The organism is Methylobacterium sp. M6A4_1b, assembly GCF_053345175.1.
In genome coordinates, this window is sequence record NZ_JBKEZQ010000013.1 from 81,735 (window position 1) to 97,300 (window position 15,566).

19 protein-coding genes are annotated in these 15,566 nt (G+C 68.8%); 13 read left to right on the plus strand and 6 right to left on the minus strand.

Going from position 1 to position 15,566, the window contains the following annotated elements; all coding sequences use genetic code 11:
* Nucleotides 1-21 precede the first annotated feature (21 nt).
* From ACLBWX_RS14420 to ACLBWX_RS14445, 6 genes are all read left to right on the plus strand, one after another.
* On the plus strand, nt 22-1,515 hold the full coding sequence (locus tag ACLBWX_RS14420; protein WP_447677769.1) for an FAD-dependent oxidoreductase: 1,494 nt from the start codon (nt 22-24) through the stop codon (nt 1,513-1,515).
* Nucleotides 1,516-2,221: 706 nt separating this feature from the next.
* Nucleotides 2,222-3,919, plus strand: coding sequence for a putative bifunctional diguanylate cyclase/phosphodiesterase (locus tag ACLBWX_RS14425; protein WP_447677725.1), 1,698 nt, complete (start codon nt 2,222-2,224; stop codon nt 3,917-3,919).
* Entirely contained in the window at nt 3,916-4,095 is a 180-nt protein-coding gene (locus ACLBWX_RS14430) for a hypothetical protein (RefSeq protein ID WP_447677726.1), read from the plus strand. Before ACLBWX_RS14425 ends, ACLBWX_RS14430 begins: the two co-directional genes overlap by 4 nt.
* Before the next feature lie 502 nt (nt 4,096-4,597).
* Nucleotides 4,598-5,377, plus strand: coding sequence for a DUF4394 domain-containing protein (locus ACLBWX_RS14435; protein WP_447677727.1), 780 nt, complete (start codon nt 4,598-4,600; stop codon nt 5,375-5,377).
* Nucleotides 5,378-5,437: 60 nt separating this feature from the next.
* Nucleotides 5,438-5,977 (plus strand): sigma-70 family RNA polymerase sigma factor, encoded by a 540-nt coding sequence (locus ACLBWX_RS14440; protein ID WP_447677728.1) that lies wholly within the window; start codon nt 5,438-5,440, stop codon nt 5,975-5,977.
* Complete coding sequence (locus tag ACLBWX_RS14445) at nt 5,974-6,741, plus strand: anti-sigma factor (RefSeq protein WP_447677729.1); 768 nt, start codon at nt 5,974-5,976, stop codon at nt 6,739-6,741. Before ACLBWX_RS14440 ends, ACLBWX_RS14445 begins: the two co-directional genes overlap by 4 nt.
* 481 nt (nt 6,742-7,222) lie before the next feature.
* Here ACLBWX_RS14445 and ACLBWX_RS14450 read toward each other — a convergent pair whose 3' ends face one another.
* Nucleotides 7,223-8,845 carry a Na+/H+ antiporter gene (locus ACLBWX_RS14450; RefSeq protein ID WP_447677730.1) on the minus strand — a complete coding sequence of 541 codons (1,623 nt, stop codon included), beginning with the start codon at nt 8,843-8,845 and terminating at the stop codon, nt 7,223-7,225.
* A gap of 167 nt (nt 8,846-9,012) precedes the next feature.
* On the opposite strand from ACLBWX_RS14450, the gene ACLBWX_RS14455 reads away from it, so the two are divergent.
* Nucleotides 9,013-9,504 (plus strand): HAD domain-containing protein, encoded by a 492-nt coding sequence (locus tag ACLBWX_RS14455; RefSeq protein ID WP_447677731.1) that lies wholly within the window; start codon nt 9,013-9,015, stop codon nt 9,502-9,504.
* Between the two features lie 270 nt (nt 9,505-9,774).
* Nucleotides 9,775-10,512 (plus strand): hypothetical protein, encoded by a 738-nt coding sequence (locus ACLBWX_RS14460; protein WP_447677732.1) that lies wholly within the window; start codon nt 9,775-9,777, stop codon nt 10,510-10,512.
* Between the two features lie 518 nt (nt 10,513-11,030).
* Here the strand turns inward: ACLBWX_RS14460 and ACLBWX_RS14465 are convergent.
* Nucleotides 11,031-11,177: a hypothetical protein gene (locus ACLBWX_RS14465; RefSeq protein WP_447677733.1), complete on the minus strand. Its 147-nt coding sequence runs from the start codon at nt 11,175-11,177 to the stop codon at nt 11,031-11,033.
* Between the two features lie 98 nt (nt 11,178-11,275).
* Here ACLBWX_RS14465 and ACLBWX_RS14470 point away from each other — a divergent pair, with 98 nt between their 5' ends.
* The gene (locus tag ACLBWX_RS14470; RefSeq protein ID WP_447677734.1) at nt 11,276-11,410 is read left to right on the plus strand and encodes a hypothetical protein; all 135 of its coding nucleotides are present in this window, start codon (nt 11,276-11,278) and stop codon (nt 11,408-11,410) included.
* A gap of 88 nt (nt 11,411-11,498) precedes the next feature.
* Here ACLBWX_RS14470 and ACLBWX_RS14475 read toward each other — a convergent pair whose 3' ends face one another.
* The gene (locus tag ACLBWX_RS14475; RefSeq protein WP_447677735.1) at nt 11,499-11,741 is read right to left on the minus strand and encodes a hypothetical protein; all 243 of its coding nucleotides are present in this window, start codon (nt 11,739-11,741) and stop codon (nt 11,499-11,501) included.
* Nucleotides 11,742-12,134: 393 nt separating this feature from the next.
* Between ACLBWX_RS14475 and ACLBWX_RS14480 the strand changes: the two genes are divergently transcribed.
* Nucleotides 12,135-12,509, plus strand: coding sequence for a hypothetical protein (locus ACLBWX_RS14480; RefSeq protein WP_447677736.1), 375 nt, complete (start codon nt 12,135-12,137; stop codon nt 12,507-12,509).
* 247 nt (nt 12,510-12,756) lie between these two features.
* Nucleotides 12,757-13,041, plus strand: a complete 285-nt coding sequence (locus ACLBWX_RS14485; RefSeq protein ID WP_447677737.1) for a hypothetical protein — start codon at nt 12,757-12,759, stop codon at nt 13,039-13,041.
* Between the two features lie 190 nt (nt 13,042-13,231).
* On the opposite strand, the gene ACLBWX_RS14490 is transcribed toward ACLBWX_RS14485, so the two are convergent.
* Nucleotides 13,232-13,630, minus strand: a complete 399-nt coding sequence (locus ACLBWX_RS14490) for a hypothetical protein (protein WP_447677738.1) — start codon at nt 13,628-13,630, stop codon at nt 13,232-13,234.
* Between the two features lie 242 nt (nt 13,631-13,872).
* Nucleotides 13,873-14,067 (minus strand): hypothetical protein, encoded by a 195-nt coding sequence (locus ACLBWX_RS14495; protein WP_447677739.1) that lies wholly within the window; start codon nt 14,065-14,067, stop codon nt 13,873-13,875.
* A 234-nt stretch (nt 14,068-14,301) separates the two neighbouring features.
* Here ACLBWX_RS14495 and ACLBWX_RS14500 point away from each other — a divergent pair, with 234 nt between their 5' ends.
* Nucleotides 14,302-14,535, plus strand: coding sequence for a hypothetical protein (locus ACLBWX_RS14500; protein WP_447677740.1), 234 nt, complete (start codon nt 14,302-14,304; stop codon nt 14,533-14,535).
* A 161-nt stretch (nt 14,536-14,696) separates the two neighbouring features.
* Here the strand turns inward: ACLBWX_RS14500 and ACLBWX_RS14505 are convergent, their stop codons facing one another.
* A complete protein-coding gene (locus ACLBWX_RS14505; RefSeq protein ID WP_447677741.1) occupies nt 14,697-14,906 on the minus strand; it encodes a cold-shock protein in 210 nt (69 codons plus the stop codon).
* Between the two features lie 253 nt (nt 14,907-15,159).
* Here ACLBWX_RS14505 and ACLBWX_RS14510 point away from each other — a divergent pair, with 253 nt between their 5' ends.
* A complete protein-coding gene (locus ACLBWX_RS14510) occupies nt 15,160-15,510 on the plus strand; it encodes a hypothetical protein (protein ID WP_447677742.1) in 351 nt (116 codons plus the stop codon).
* Nucleotides 15,511-15,566: the final 56 nt, after the last annotated feature.

Consider the following 15,566-nt stretch of genomic DNA (forward strand, 5'->3'; position numbering starts at 1 on the left):
AATGCACGCATCGAGGGTGGGATGATAAACGATTTTGCGGCGGACGTGCTGATCTGCGGAGCGGGCGCAGCTGGTCTGACGCTGGCGATCGACCTGGCCCGGCGCGGCATTTCGTTTCACCTCTTCGAGAAGTTGAACGACCCGTTCCGGGGCTCGCGCGGCAAGGGTATCCAGCCCCGCACGCAGGAGGTGTTCGAAGACCTCGGCATCCTCGACCGGATCGCCGCGGCGGGGGGCTACTATCCCAGAGAGCGCACCTATGCGGATGACGGTCGCTTCACCGAAACCGACGTGATGGAAGCCGGGCCTGCGACACCCGCGGAGCCGTATTCCCTGCCGCTGATGGTGCCGCAGTTCCTGACCGAGCGCGTCATGCGCGAGCGCCTCGCCGTGCTGGGCCATTCGCCCGCGTTCGGCTGCGAGCTGCTCGGCTTCACGCAGGACGACGACGGTGTGACAGCCCAGGTCGCCACCAAGACCGGCACGGAGACGATCCGCGTCCGCTGGCTGGTCGGCGCGGATGGCGGGCGCTCCTTCGTCCGCCACGCGCTCGGGATCGGCTTTCCGGGAAAGACGCTGGGCGTGCGCGCGATCGTCGCCGACGTGACCCTGTCGGGGCTGTCACGCGACGTGTGGCACCGCTTCGGCGAAGGCGACATGCAGCGCCGGATCGCCGCCTGTCCCCTGGCCGGGACCGACCTCTTCCAGCTTCAGGGACCGATCCCGCTGGACGGGGACGTCGATCTCTCGGCCGAGGGGCTGACCGCGTTGCTGCGCGAGCGGACCGGCCGGGACGATCTCCGCGTCCGGAGCGTCGCCTGGGCGTCGGCCTACCGCATGAACGCGCGGCTCGCCGACCGCTACCGCGTCGGCCGCGTGTTCCTCGTCGGCGATGCCGCGCACATCCATCCCCCGACCGGCGGGCAGGGCCTCAACACCAGCGTGCAGGACGCCTACAATCTCGGCTGGAAGCTCGGGGCGGTGATGCGCGGCGCGGGGGACGCCTTGCTCGACACCTACGAGGCGGAGCGCCGCCCCGTCGCACAGGCCATGCTCGGCCTCGCGACCGGCCTGCTCGATGCGTTGAGGCGTGGCGAGATCCGGCGCGGGCGCGACACGCATCAGCTCGATATCGGCTATCCCGAATCCCCTCTGGCGGCGGAATCACCCGGACGGCAGGGTGTTCTCCTCGCGGGCGACCGCGCGCCCGACGCGCAGATCCGAGGCGCGGCAGGCCAGCCGCATCGCGTGTTCGACCTGTTCAAGGGCCCGCACTGGACGCTGCTCAGCTATGGCGGTGCGCCCATCGCCGCACGGCCGGGATTGCAGGTCCACACGATCGGCGCGCATGGCGATCTCACCGACGGTGCCGGACAGTTTCAGGCGTCCTATGGCGCCACGCCCGGGGACCGAGTGCTGGTGCGTCCGGACGGCTATGTCGGGGCGATCGTCTCCGCCGGTGACGATGCGGCGCTGGATGACTACCTGACGCAGGTTGGATTGAGAGCCGCCTAGCTCCGGCCGCCGTCGCGAGAACGAGCGGGAGGCGGGCGGAAGATCGTCCTCTGGCCTTTCGCTGCCGTCCCGCCCGTTCCCGCACGCCGCGGATGCCGGACGCCCTGCCCAGCCGACAGCGCATCGGTGACGTCCCACGGGGCGACGTCGTCGGCCGGGGCTTTGCCGTGGACGGCCGGCGACGCGTCGCGGTCGACACCGGGAGGGCGTTCCGAGCGAACGCCGCCGAGCCTGTCCCGGTCGCCGTCCCCGCGGGTCTCGGCACCGCCCATCATCCGGGTCGGCCGCTCACGGATGGGTCGGCCTCGGGCGACATCGACCCGGTTCTCGACCGGAACCGGCCGTTTCGGCTCCGGCCCCGATCGGCGATCGAGGCCGCGGTGCCTTCGCGGAGGTTCCGGGCACGACCTTCCATCGCGCGGGCAAGTCTTCGGAGTGCCAAGGCAGGCCGCCCGCGTGCCGGGTCAGCCGTCCGGCTCATCGATGCCCGCGACCGCCAAGTACGGGGTGCTCGGTGTCTGGTGCCCGAACGCCGGGACCTCCTTCGGTTTCCGGAATTGCAGTGGCCACGAATGTAAGGATTCCTTTAGAGCATTTTTTATAAAATGATAAACCTTCGCCTTCTTCGCGATGCACAAATTCCAAGTGGTGACGACGTGCGATGACTGAGATCCCGGCGGCTTGTCGGCCGCGCCACGAGAGCGACTTGGATTTCCCCGAAACGGCTGTCGCAGGCGCCTTCGGACTGGCTCGGGCCGCCGCCCATGCCTTCATCGCCAGCGATGGCGAGGGCCGCATCACCTTCGCGAACGAGGCGGCCGCCTCCCTCTTCGGCTACGGCGTCGAAGCGTTGATGGGCGCGAACATCGACGTGATCGTTCCGGAGCGATTCCGTGCCAGCCACGAGGCGGGCATGGCGCGGATGGCCCGCGACGAGCCCTCTCGCCTGTCCGGTCGAACGGTCGAGGTCATGGCGCGCCGTCGCGACGGCAGCGAGTTTCCCGCCGAGTTCACGCTCTCGACGTGGCGGGACCGCTCCGGGCTCGGCTTCGGCGCGATCCTGCGCGACATCTCCGAATGGCGGGCGCGCGACGAGCGTCTGGTCCAACTGGCCCATCATGACATCCTGACCGGGCTGCCGAACCGCGCCTTCTTCGAGGAGACGCTCGAGGCGAGGCTGGCGGCCGGCAAGGCCGCCGGCGTCCTCATGCTGGACCTCGACGGCTTCAAGGAGGTGAACGACAGTTGGGGGCACAGCACGGGCGATGCGGTGCTCCAGACCCTGGCCATCCGGCTGCCCGCCTGGCTCGGGGCGGATGCGGTCTTCGCGCGATTCGGCGGCGACGAGTTCGCCGTCATGCTGCCGGATGCGGGCGATCTCCCGACGCTCGCCGCGAACGCGCGCACGCTCCTCGACGCCTTCGGCACCCCGCTCCGGGTCGGGTGCCACACCTTCCACCTCGGGGTCAGCATCGGAGGGGCCGTCGGTCCGACGCAGGGGACGTCCGCGGAGGAACTCGTCGGCAATGCGGACCTGGCCATGTTTCGCGCCAAGCAGGAGGGCAAGCGCAGCTTTCGCCCCTTCCAGCCCGCGATGCGCAGCGCGCTCCTGTCCCGGCTGGCCCTGCGGGCCGAACTGCACGAGGCGGTGCGGGCGGGCGAGTTCGTGCTCCACTACCAGCCCCAGGTCGCTCTCGACACCGGACGCATCGTCGGGGCCGAGGCCCTCCTGCGCTGGCAGCATCCCCGGCGCGGCCTGCTCCTGCCGGGCGCCTTCCTGTCCCATCTCGAGGACCATCCCCTGGCCCTGGAAGTCGGGCACTGGATCGTCGACGCGGCCTGCCGGCAGGCCGCGGCCTGGAGAGACGCGGGCCATCCGGCCCTGCGGATGGGCGTGAACCTCTTCGCGGCCCAGGTGCGCTCGCGGACGCTGGCGTCGGACGTCGCCGACGCGCTCCGGCGGCATCGGCTGGCCCCCGGGATGCTGGAACTCGAAATCACGGAAACCATCGTGCTGAGCGTCGACGAGGACGACCTCGACCAGTTCCGCGGCCTCCAGGGCCAGGGGGTCGGTATCGCCTTCGACGATTTCGGCACCGGCTATGCCTCGCTGAGTTCGCTCAAGCGGTTCCCGCTGACGCGCCTCAAGATCGACCGGGGCTTCATCCGGGATTTGATGAGCGAGCGGCACGATGCCGCCATCGTGCGCGCCATCGTCCAGATCGGACACGACATCGGCCTGGACGTCATCGCGGAGGGCATCGAGACCCGGGATCAGGAGGCGCGGCTGCTGGAGATGGGCTGCCGGCAGGGCCAGGGCTACTTCTACGGCAAGCCGATGCCGGCGGCGCAGTTCGCGGATCTCGTCCGGGCTCCCGGCAGCCTCGGGCGGTTGGCCGGGTGAACGGGCGGCGCGAGGGGCGCAGGTTCGGCGCCCGGACGGGCCTCGTCAGCCGGCCCGACGCCATCCGGGCGGCCGGGAACGCCGCGCTCGGGACCCTGCGCGCCGACGGCATCGACCTGCCGTCCCGGCACCGGATCGATGCGGCCGCGAACCGGTCCGGGATCGACGGAGCCTGACGGGTCCCGACCCGATCACGCTGGAGAAGCCGGGAGACAGGGCGGCCGGAAGCGGGCGCCTTGCGGGCCGAAGGCGAGGCCGCCCGCGGATGCAGCGCCGCGCCGGTCCGCCCCGCTGGGCGACGACCCGGGTCGTGGCCAGGGTGTCGCGCACCCGGTGCTTCAACGCGGCGACCAGGCCGGCCTGCGACGCTGGATCGGTCGGATCGGGGTTCGTCACGGCACAGCCTCCCGAACGCGCGGGTACCCGGTCGCGGAGGCCCTTCTCGCCCGCGGCGTCCCATTCCCCGTCACAACCGGCTACGATGAAGCGGCGCTCGCCGCGCATCACGCGCTCGTCAAAGTCCTGAGCGGGCGCGGCGGCAACGTCCGCTCTCGTTTGTCGCCTCCTGAGAGCGGACACTCCGCCGAAGGGCGAAAAATACCCGATGCCGGCTGCATCCGATCCTGTCGTTCCTGGCTAGCGCTTTCGATGCCGCCTTCGCGGCAGATGGAGAACGCCATGCGACTGAGCCTCATCGCCACGACCTTGCTGGCCGGGACCTGTCTCGGAACCGCCGCTCGCGCGGAAACCGTTGCGGCACTCGTCGGCGACGCCACGCTGGCACATGTCGACACGGCCGCGAAGAAGGTCACGAAAACGGTGACGATCACCGGGATCGGCGGCAGCGTCCTCGGCATCGACGTGCGGCCGGCCGACGGCATGCTCTACGCCGTGATCTCGGATGGCAGCGTGGTCACGATCGATCCGATGTCCGGCAAGGCGACGGCGAAGGCGAAGCTCGACACGATGCTGGCCGCCGGCACCGCGGCAACGGTCGACTTCAATCCCGTGGCCGACCGCCTGCGCCTCATCGGCTCGGACGGCACCAACCTCCGCGCCAATGTCGATGACGGCAAGGTGACGAAGGACGGCCAGCTCAAGTTCGCCGAGACCGATTCGATGAAGGGCAAGACCCCGAAGGTGGTGGCCGGGGCCTACACCAATGCCTTCAAGGGCACGAAGGAGACGGCCCTGTTCGACATCGACGCCGCCGGCGCGCTGCTCAAGCAGGCCCCGCCGAACGATGGCATCCTGAACACCGTCGGCATGCTCGGCATGTCGGGCGAGGGCGTGGCCTTCGACATCCTGTCCGACGGCCAGGGCGGCAACCAGGCCTGGGCCATGGCCGGCGACACGCTCTACACGGTGGATCTCGCGACCGGAAAGGGCGAGATGGCTGCCAAGATCGCCGGCGTGTCCGGTCGGGTGCGTGACATCGCGATCCTGCCGAACCTGTAACATCGCGCCGCCACTGCGGGACCGGCCCGGCGGCCGGTCCTTCCGATCGCCGGGAGGGTCATGGAGCCGTTCGATCACGCCGCCGCGTTGGCGGGCTGCGCCCGCGGGGATACGGCGTCGCTGCGTCGTCTCTACGATGAGGAGGCCGGCTTCCTGCTCGCCGTCGCCCTGAGAATTGTGCGGCGGCGCGATGTCGCCGCCGACGTCCTGCACGATGCCATCATGGACATCTGGGAGCATGCCGGCACCTTCGACGGCAGCCGCGGCGCGGGCCGTGCCTGGATCACCAGCATCGTGCGGCACCGCGCGCTCAAACACATCCGGGTCGTCGGCCGGGAGACGAACCTCGATGCAGCCGGGGAGGCCGAGATCGCGGACGATGCGCCCGATCCATTCGCCGAGCTGGCGACCGCGCAGGACGGGGCACGCCTTCACGGCTGCCTTGCGCGGCTGGACCCCAAAAGGCGGGCGGTGATCCTGCTCGCCTATGTCGAGGGACTGTCGCAGGCCGAGATCGCCGAGCGGCTGGGAACACCGCTCGGGACCGTGAAGGCGTGGGTCCGCCGCAGCCTCATCGCCTTGAAGGATTGCCTGTCATGATCCCGAGCGATCCGGAAGACCGCGACGTCCTGGCGGGCGAATACGTCCTGGGCCTGCTCGACGCCGCCACCACCGCGGAGGTCGCGCGGGCCTTGGCTTCGGATGCCGACCTCGCGCGCCGCATCGCCTTCTGGGAAGAGCGGCTGTTGCCGGCCTCCGCGGCGCTCGGGAAGGCCGAGGTCGATCCGGCGCAATGGGCGCGGATCGAGCGGGCCCTCGTGACGCGCCGGCGGGCGCTCGGCCAGACGACGGCGCCCGCCCTCACACGGCCGCGACACGGGTCGTTGGGGGCGGCGTGGCGGAGCCCCGCTCTGTGGCGGGCCACCACGGGCCTCGCCACGGCCGCCGCGATCCTTCTCGCGGTCCTGCCGAGCCGCGTGTCGGCGCCTGTCGAGAGCCCGACGCGGTACTACGCGATCCTGCAGAGCCGCGACGCCTCCGGGCAGGAGAACGGCCCGGGATGGCTGATCCAGGTCGCCCAGAACGGCACCGTGCGGTCCCTGCCGCTGGCTGACGTGCGGCCAGGAAGCGGGCGCGCGCTGCAGCTCTGGACCCTGTGGGATCAGGCGCGCGGTCCGGTCTCCCTCGGCGTGCTGCCCCCGGGTGGAGCGATCCGCCTGCCGCCGGAGCGGCTCGAAGCCATCGGCGACGGGCAGCTCTTCGAGATCACGCTGGAACCCGAGGCGGGCTCCCCCGTCGGTCGCCCGACGGGCCGGATCCTGTTCATCGGCCGCGCGAAGGGGGCCGCGACACAGGATCTGTAGTGGGACGATCGAGATGCGCGAGGAGATTCATTCGAGCGCGAGGCGCGTCGCGAGAGCTCGTGGCCGTCGTTAGTTTCAGATTCCGATCGACGCGAACCCTCGCACATTCAACCGATCCGGTCGTGGAGCGGACCGGCACACAGCGATTTACCCACGCCGTTCCGGCACGTCGTGTCCGGCTTCCGGGAGCGGGCAACCCCGACGCGGCACCGCGCGGATCGGCGCCCGCTCATCCCGATCGCGCGCCACGCGGGCGCTCGACCGGCCAGCGCCCCTCCGCCATCCGCGTGGGCATTCCAGATACCGGGCATCCATCCGCTCCCAGTCGATGGGCCTCGATCGCCGCGCCGAACGCACCCCGGGGCGAGCCGTCGCCGGCAAAGGGCCGCAGGAAGGCTGCCTGACAGTCGATGCAGGCACGCAAGACCCCGCGGCTTCTGCCGGCGCGGGGCTTTTCGCCGTTCCTCCCGCCGCTCGGTCCTCAGGCGTTCAGGCGCACTTCGACGAGATCGATCTCCCGCACGAGCTTGCGCAGGACGACATCGTCGATGGCTTGGGATCGGCGCAATCGGTAGAGCGCCTGGCGCTCGGCCTCGATGCCGGTCAGGCGCAGGCGCTTCTCGGCCAGGGCCAGCTGCTTGAGCCGGCCCCCTTCCTTGCGAGGCTCTGCCGTCGGCGCCTCCAGGCCTTCGTAGCGATCCATGGCGCGCGCGCTGGCTTCGACGGCGACGGAGGCGTCCTCCTGCTCCTCGACGAGGCGATGCTGCAGGGCTTCGATCGCCTTGACGGCGTCGTCGCGGGCGGCAGCACGGGCCGCATCCTCCTCGGCGTCGTGGCTCGGCTCGGGCGGGAGCCGGAGACCCCGCAGGAGCGGCGGCAGAACCGTGCTCGCCACGAGGAGCGAGGTCAGGATCACGCCCATGGCGAGGAGGATCGACAGGTCGCGCGCCGGGAACGGGCTGCCGTCCTTGAGCGTCAGGGGCAGCGTCAGGATGCCCGCGAGGGTGATGGCGCCCTTGACCCCCGCGAGGGTCGTGGCCGCCACGAGTCGGAGCGTCGGCGTCTCGCGCCGGTCGCCCCGCCAGCGGGCCTTCATCAGGACGAACTGCAGCGAGACCCAGACCCAGACGAACCGGATCGCCATCAGGCCGGCGGTGATGGCCAGGATCCAGGCGACGAGCCAACCGGCGCCCTGAACGTCGGCCTGCGTCACGGCGTGCTTGAGAACCTCGGGCAGCTGCTCACCGAGCAGCACGAAGATCGAACCGTTGGCCGCGAGCGCGACCGTGTCCCAGACAGCGGTTCGCCGAACGCGCGTGGCGCCCAGACTGCGTCCCTGGATCTCGACGTATGTCATGGCGATGCCGGCGGCGACGGCGGCCAGGATGCCCGAGGCGTGCACGTGCTCAGCGGCGAGGTAGGCGCCGAACGGCGTGAGCAGGCTGAACAGGATCTGCAGGCCCGGGTCCTCGCCGGTGCGCCGGCGCAGCAGCTCCTGCGCACCCATGAGGACGAAGGTCGTCGCGGCGCCGATGCCGATGCCGCCGAGGGCGAGCCAGACGAACGTGGTCGCGGCTTCGGGAAGCGAGAACGTCCCCGTCAGGGCCGCGGCGATGGCAAAGCGCAGGCAGACGAGACCGGTGGCGTCGTTGAGAAGGGCTTCCCCCTCCAGGATGTGCATGAGGCGACGCGGGACGGGCGCCTGCGCTGCCACGGACGAGACCGCGATGGGGTCGGTGGGAGACAGCACGGCCGCGAGCGCGAAGGCCACCGCCAGGGGAATGCCGGGGATCATCGCGTGGATCAGCGTCCCGATCCCGAGAACCGTGAGGACGACGAGGCCGAGGGCCAGGGCCAGAACGGTCCTGCCATCACGGAAGAGGTCGCGTTTCGGGATGCGCCAGCCGTCCAGGAACAGCAGCGGCGGCAGGAAGACGAGGAAGAAGATTTCGGGGTCGAGCGACGTGCTCGGGAGCGGCCCCAGGGCGAGCGCCACGCCGATGACGATCTGGATCAGGGGCAAGGGCAACGGCAGGAGGCGGCCGAGGGCGCCGCTGACGAGGACGGACAGCAGCAGGGCCAGGACGACGGTGACGCTTTCCATTCAGCTCTTTCGCGCGGGGGACGAGGTGTGCCGCGTGCATAGCTCGTCGACGCACGGCGACCTACCGTCGATCCACCGGATCGAGAGGATGCTGGACGGCCACGGCGTCGCGCTGTAGCCGTGCGGCGGCGGGAGCAGGGCTGCCGCAGGGATACGAGGACGGCATCTTGGACGAACGTGCGCACGAGGTACGGCCGACGATCTACCTCGACGTGGACGGCGTCGTGACCACCGTCGCCTACCAACGTCGGGCGGGCAAAGACAGGCTCGACCCGACCCAGGTCGCGCGTGTCGCCGCTTTGGTGGAGATGTTCGACGCACAGGTGGTCGTGTCCTCGACGTGGCGCGTCGCCGATTGCCGTCCGACGCTCGTCGAAGCCGGTCTGCCGAAGGACTGCTTCCACCCCGATTGGCGGACGGCCATCCTGCCGACCAGTCGCGATGCCGAAACCGGCGGGATGCTGCCCGCCGAGCGCGCCCGCCGCGGCGACGAGATCGCCGAGCATTCGATCCGGAACCGCATCACGAACTACCTCGTCCTGGACGACGTCGACGTCGGCCCCGCCCATGCGGGTCGGCATGTCCGGCCGGATGCCGAGCGCGGCTTGAGCGAAGCGGACGATGTCCGCGCGCGGGATCTTCTCGCGAAGGCGGCCTGATCGATAAGGCGGCCTGATCGATCCTGCGTCAGGAGAGCGCAGGCCGGGCATTCACCGCTTTACACTTTCGTAGCACTTGAACTTTGCGCGGGCGCCGATCATTGCATGACGGTGGTGTGACGGTCGCGTCGTGCCACCTCCCGACATCGACACGGTCATCCCGACCCTCGCCGGACCCGCCCGTCCGGCCGCCCTGCGGCTCGTCGCACCCGTGCGATTCGCGAGGGCGTGTCGCGTCGGATCACCGATCGGCAGGAAGGAGTGGCTGCGATGCGTCGTTTTCAGAACCGGGTTCGGACATCCAGTCCCTCGCTCGCCGCCCTGGGCATCGTGGAACGCTCGGCCGCCGGGGCGCACGCCTCCCTCATCGCGCAGGGGTGGGCCGAGATCGGCTACGGGTATCACGGCAGCGTCCACGCCCATCCGGACCACCCGGAGATCGTCGTGCGTCTCGCCCGCAAGGCGGACGGGTTCGGCGACTATGCGGCCCTGCTTCGGCGGGGGTTCGCCGGCTCGGACGGCCCGCACGCACCCCGTGTCCACGACCTGCACGTCAGCCGCTGCGGGGCCCTGATGACCGTCGGCGCGCGCCTCACCAATCCGACGCCGGAGACCTGGTGGTTGCCCTACGCTCACGCCGTTCTGGCCGACCAGGCCGGCGTGGTGCTGGATGAGGGTGTCCGCGAGCGGTTCAAGGCGGAATGGCCCGCCCATGAGCCCCGGGTCGATCATCCGAGCTTCGACGGACTTCGCGAGGATTTCAGAGCCGCGTGGCCGGGATTCGAGGCGTTCGTGGCAACCCTCCGCGCTGCGGCGCCGCGGTCCCTCGATCCCAACGTCGGAAACGTGCTCGTCGGACAGGACGGCAGCCCCGTGGTCAACGATCCGCTCTGCGATGACGGATTCGGCCTGTGGCGGTCGCCGCTGTCACGCTTGACGATACGCTGTGCGGACGCCCTTCGCCGCTTCGCGGGCGCATCGTTCGGTCGAGCGCCCGCCGCCGCCTGAGCGTCATCCCCGCGCCGCGCCCCACCCGGGCGCCGTCGCCGCGCCTTCGGAGCAGACCCTGCGCCCGCCCGCGCGCCGGCTTTTCGGCCATGGCCGCCCGGCGCCGAACGGTCCGCGCGATGGTGGCCCGCGCAGACATCCCGTTCCTGGACCGCTCTCCGCCGGTCGAGCGCCGCCGACCTGCCTGCTCCCCATGGATCAGGTCAGCAACCGGGCGAGCCACACGACAAGCCGCTCGAGGCCGTACAGAAGCATCATCACCCAAACGACCGTGAGCCCGAGGCCCACGACGATGCCGGCGACAGCGATGGGCCCCGAAAGCGGCGCTCTTACACGGGCGCTGGGCGGTTCTGGGTTGTCCTGCATACGATGCCCGTCCGCACCGCCTCTCCGTTGAGGCGTGCGGATTCCGAACACCCGTTCTCGACATTTTGGAGTCCGCAACGGCCCCCTCACCGACTGGTGAAGCCATGCGCATCGCCCGCGAGGGACGGCGCCCGTGCACGGCCACACGGGAATCAGCCCGTGACCTTCAACACGTACCTCAGGACCAGCGCCCCGGTGAAGCCGGAGATGACGACGGCCATCTGCATGCCGAAGATCGTGAGTTCATCCGACAGAGAGCAGTAATCCTGCTTTGGGTCAGTGCCTGTTCCAGCTTGCATCAAATCCTCATGATCTGTCGCCCTGAGCACTTACCAGCGCAAACCACGAACCAGCGTCAGACGTCGATCTGGAAACCACGAATGGACATTTCGTCCATTTGGGAGCCGCGCCGATTGCTCGCGAGGTCTGGCGCCTGGAGGCGTGCAAGGATTCGGTGGGGCTCTGGACCATCGCCATCGGCCACACCTCGGCACAGTGCGACACGATCTTCGCGCGCGACGTGCGGAGCTAACCTCGCGGCCCTGCAAAAGGGGTCAAAGGCGGGTGTCGCTCCAGGCGCAACCGCACCGAGCATCGGCCGCCCCGCCTAGGGGCACGGCCTAGATGGCCAGGCCTCGCCCGAAGTACCCCAGGACGAGCAAGCCGGTGACCAACAAGAACAGGATGTAGAACTTCACGCCGAAGATCTGACGCGTCCACCAAACACCTTCAGGGGTCATTGCCGGCCCTTCCTGGAAATCCGAGCCCCGGCGGTACCGGCGCACTTCCTCGACGACAGACTCTACCATGACCCGCATGCTTCCGCGCGCGGCGATGGCCCGCTCTGGCTCCGCCTTCGCCACCCGAGGTCGTCGCGACCGCCCCGGTCACCGCCGTCGTCCTGCCCAGATGCAGGAGACAGACAGGACGTCCCGGAAGGAGGCCGAAGCGCACCGCGAGCCTGAACGCCGCCTGCTGGAGGAGCGCCGGCAGCAGGCGAAGCGGCTCGCGGAGGAACGTCACCAGGAGCACTGGGCAATGGTCGAAGCGGTCCAGGGGCCGGCATGCGGCACGCGGGACATTCGCTGCGTGGGCCGATCCCCCGAATGAAGGATGCGGGAACCCGCCGACCTGATACGAATCAGGCCCCTCTCCCGAGGGACTCATCTCGGACTTCACCCGCCCGGAGCCATCCGCGGCGGGTTTTTCGTTCCGTTGCCTGTCGTTCTGGATCGGCCTGCGCTAAGACGCCGGCCATGAAGATCCCGCGCCTCATCCAAAAGCTGGTCCCCAGCGCGCCGAAGGACCGGATCCCGGGTTTCGACGAGGTCTACTACCGCTATTGGTATCGCGATATCGACCAGTATACCGGCACGCCGCTGCAGCACTATCTGCGGCACGGCTGGAAGGAAGGGCGAGACCCCAGCGCCGGCTTCAGCACGGACGGGTATCTCGCAGCCAATCCGGACGTGAGGTCCAACGGGTTCAATCCCCTGTCCCACTTTCTGGAGTTCGGCTTGGCCGAGGGCCGGAAAGGCTGGGAGAAGGATCCGCATGCTCCGCCGCCGGGCCCTCGCTATCTCGCCGATGGGCAGTCACAGAAGCTGCTGATGCCCCCGCGCGCGCGGTAGCGCTTTCCCACCGCTGTTCCTGTCGCAGCGCTTCGTCCGAACCCGTACGCTTCGGCGGCCCCGCACCAGGAGGCGGGCTCACGCTCTCTCCGGTCGCCGCTCGACCAGCGCCCCACGCACGAACGGTGGTCGACGACGCAACCCACTCAGCACCAGCCGGGCGGGTCTTTGCAGAACCGGATTCGTCAGCTTCCGGATTGAACCCGTACGTTTCTGCTCAGGTTCTCCTGCTTACACAGGAGCATCCATGAAAACCCTCATCCTCTCGACCTGCGCTCTGGCTCTGTCGTCTCTCGTCCTCGTTCAGATGAGCACGGAGGCCGATGCACGCTCACGGCACAAGAAGCGCGGCGGCGTCGCCACGAGCATGCAGAACTCCACGGGCGGACGCCCCGGCCGCGTTCGGTCGCGCGGCGCGACCGGAGCAGACACGATCAACTCGAACTCGGCGGCGGGCGGCAACGCCGGCCAGCCGTCGCGCGCCGGCAGCACCGGGAGCGCGGGTGGCGGCAGCCCCGGCGGCGGCATGTAGCCTGAGCGCCCCGTAGGCGCAGAACTCACCTCACCCGCCCGGCCTCAGGCCGCGGCGGGTTTCTCGTTTCGGGCGATGGACGATCGGCGCGACCTTCCGGAACGAGCTTGAGCAGCATCGAACGGATATGGGCTCGAAGGCGAGTCATCTGGTCCATCGCCTGTTAACGGCTGAACCCGGGCCAATAGTTTCAGAACCATCGCAATACGCGGCCTTCACGCGATCCGCCGCCGCCTGCTGCGTCGCCGCGTGACCGCTGCGGGTGCACCCGACCGTGCCCGGCGCGGATCCCGTCCGCGGCCCTGGACGAGGCCGGCCCGGAAAGATTCTGGACGAAGTCGCGCAGGGCGTCGGGGCGATCGAGCCCGTGCGGACCCAGGTGATCGTCACGTCTCTCCGGCGGGGCGGGCAGGATCGCGTTGCGCACGGCGACGCGCTTCGGGTGCTCGGTGGCATCCTTGTTTGCGACCGTCGCCGTCGTCCGCACGTACGCCTTGATGACATCGGCGAGGTCGATGCAGGAGCTGTGGCCGAACAGGAAAGCCGTGGTCTTCGGGTCAGCCATGAAGAAGTCTGCCGCGCGGATCATCTTCGTTTCGAAGGCATCTCCGGTCTGGGGTTCTCGGCCAGGCGCCTGGGGGAGCATGCAGTTGGGCAGCATCACCGACCGAGTGCCAGATGCGCCACCGCGCCGGACGGAATTGGGAAGCGGCCTTGCCGATGACATTCTTCCGGCGCTTCCTCGTTGCCCCGTCGTCACGAGGTGCGAAGCCTCACGCAGCAATCGGACGCTTCGTGTTCACTGCGACAGGCTCAGCGTCGGCGTGAAGGCTACCGGACTCGATGCGTGCCCTGGTCAGCCTCGTCGACGGGTCTTGCGGAAAGAGCGTCGGCACCGTCTTCGTCATACTGAAAACGAGGGTGATCGACGACGGGGAACAGATCCTCCAGACCCCGCGCAACCCCGTAAATCACCGGGGACGAGGGGAATTCTTCGAGCGGCTGGCAGTAATTCACTTCGCGCATGATGCTCTCGGACGACGACAGGCCTCCTCGAGAGGCGCTGTCGGATCAAGGAAAGTCGATTGTTATCCCACGTTAATGATGAAATTTGAGATAGGTTTCGTAATCGGCGAATTTAAATTGGATGCATCGCATAAACGCACCAACTCTACTATGCGCGTTATCTAATTGCGCACAATCTGGTTGATCTGACGGAGTAGACCGAACTGCAGATCACGAACGGAAAGCGATAGGACGATGACGAGTGACGACAGCGGCGCGCAGGATCGCCGGGAGACCAAGGCTGCGAAGTTGGTGGAAAAGGCCCGCGAAGGGGGCGAGGCACGCGCAGATTACGACGCCGCCCAGCAGGCCACGGAGGACAAGACGGTGCGTCTCAAAGCCCTTCGGCTCGCCAAGGAGGAGGCCGATCTGACGGCCAGCAAGAAGGCCGACAAGAAAACGGCCAAGAAGGCCGCCAAAAAGGGATAGGCCAGTCGCGTGTGCGATCCGCCGGAACACCGACGCGCAGGCGCAACCTTCTCATGGAATGAGAAGGTTGGCCGTCGAAGATCGCTCGTCGGCGCGCACGAGGCGCAGGACGCTGATCTTCCTGGTTTCGACAGGCAGGCTCGACGCCTGCCCGTCGAAGGTCAGGCCGACTGGAGGTTGCCGGCGCTGTCCTTCCCGGAGCGCTTGTCGGTTTCCACGTCGTAGGAGACCTTCTGGCCCTCGATCAAATTGCGCATGCCGGCGCGCTCCACAGCGGAGATGTGGACGAACACGTCCTTGCCGCCGTCATCCGGCTGGATGAAGCCATAGCCCTTCGTCTCGTTGAACCACTTTACGGTGCCGGTGCTCATAGAGTTCTTCCCAGTCAGTTTCGTTCGTTTGGGACTCGGCCAGAAACCAAGACCCAAGGCCAAGTTCAAGAGTGAAACTGGCCGGAGAGTTCCAAAGCGGGGCTGAGCGGTTCCCGGACATTTCAGCCTGTGCATCAGGAGCCATACCGATTTGACCCGACGGACCCCTCCCCACGGCCGACCCACAGGTGGCTTGGTCCCAGGCCGTTCGTGTGGCCAGTGCACGGCTTGCTGCCGGGTTCTCGCGATCGAGGTGCTCGCCAAGCCTGCCGGCATCCTGTGTCGGCACAACACCGGCGTCGCGTGCGGAATCTATCAGGATCGCCCGGAGCCGTGCGTGCAGTGGCACTGCCTCTGGCGCAAGATCGGCGCTCTTCCGGACGACCTGAGGCCGGACCGATCGGGCGTGATGTTCGGGATCGAGCGCCGTTCCCCGTGCGTGGACGGTCTCGAAGGGGCCTGCGTCGTCGGCCGCGCCGTACCCGGAGCAAGTGCCTTCGCCAGCCAGGATGTGGCCGAGGCATTCGCCATGTTCACGCGCGAAGGGTCTTTGCCGGTGTGGAAGGTGTCCGGCCATGATGCCACCAGGATCCCCCCAAACTGATCTCCCCGGGCGGCGGACCCGGGCATTCGCCCCACTCTCATGAGGAGCGGTGTGCT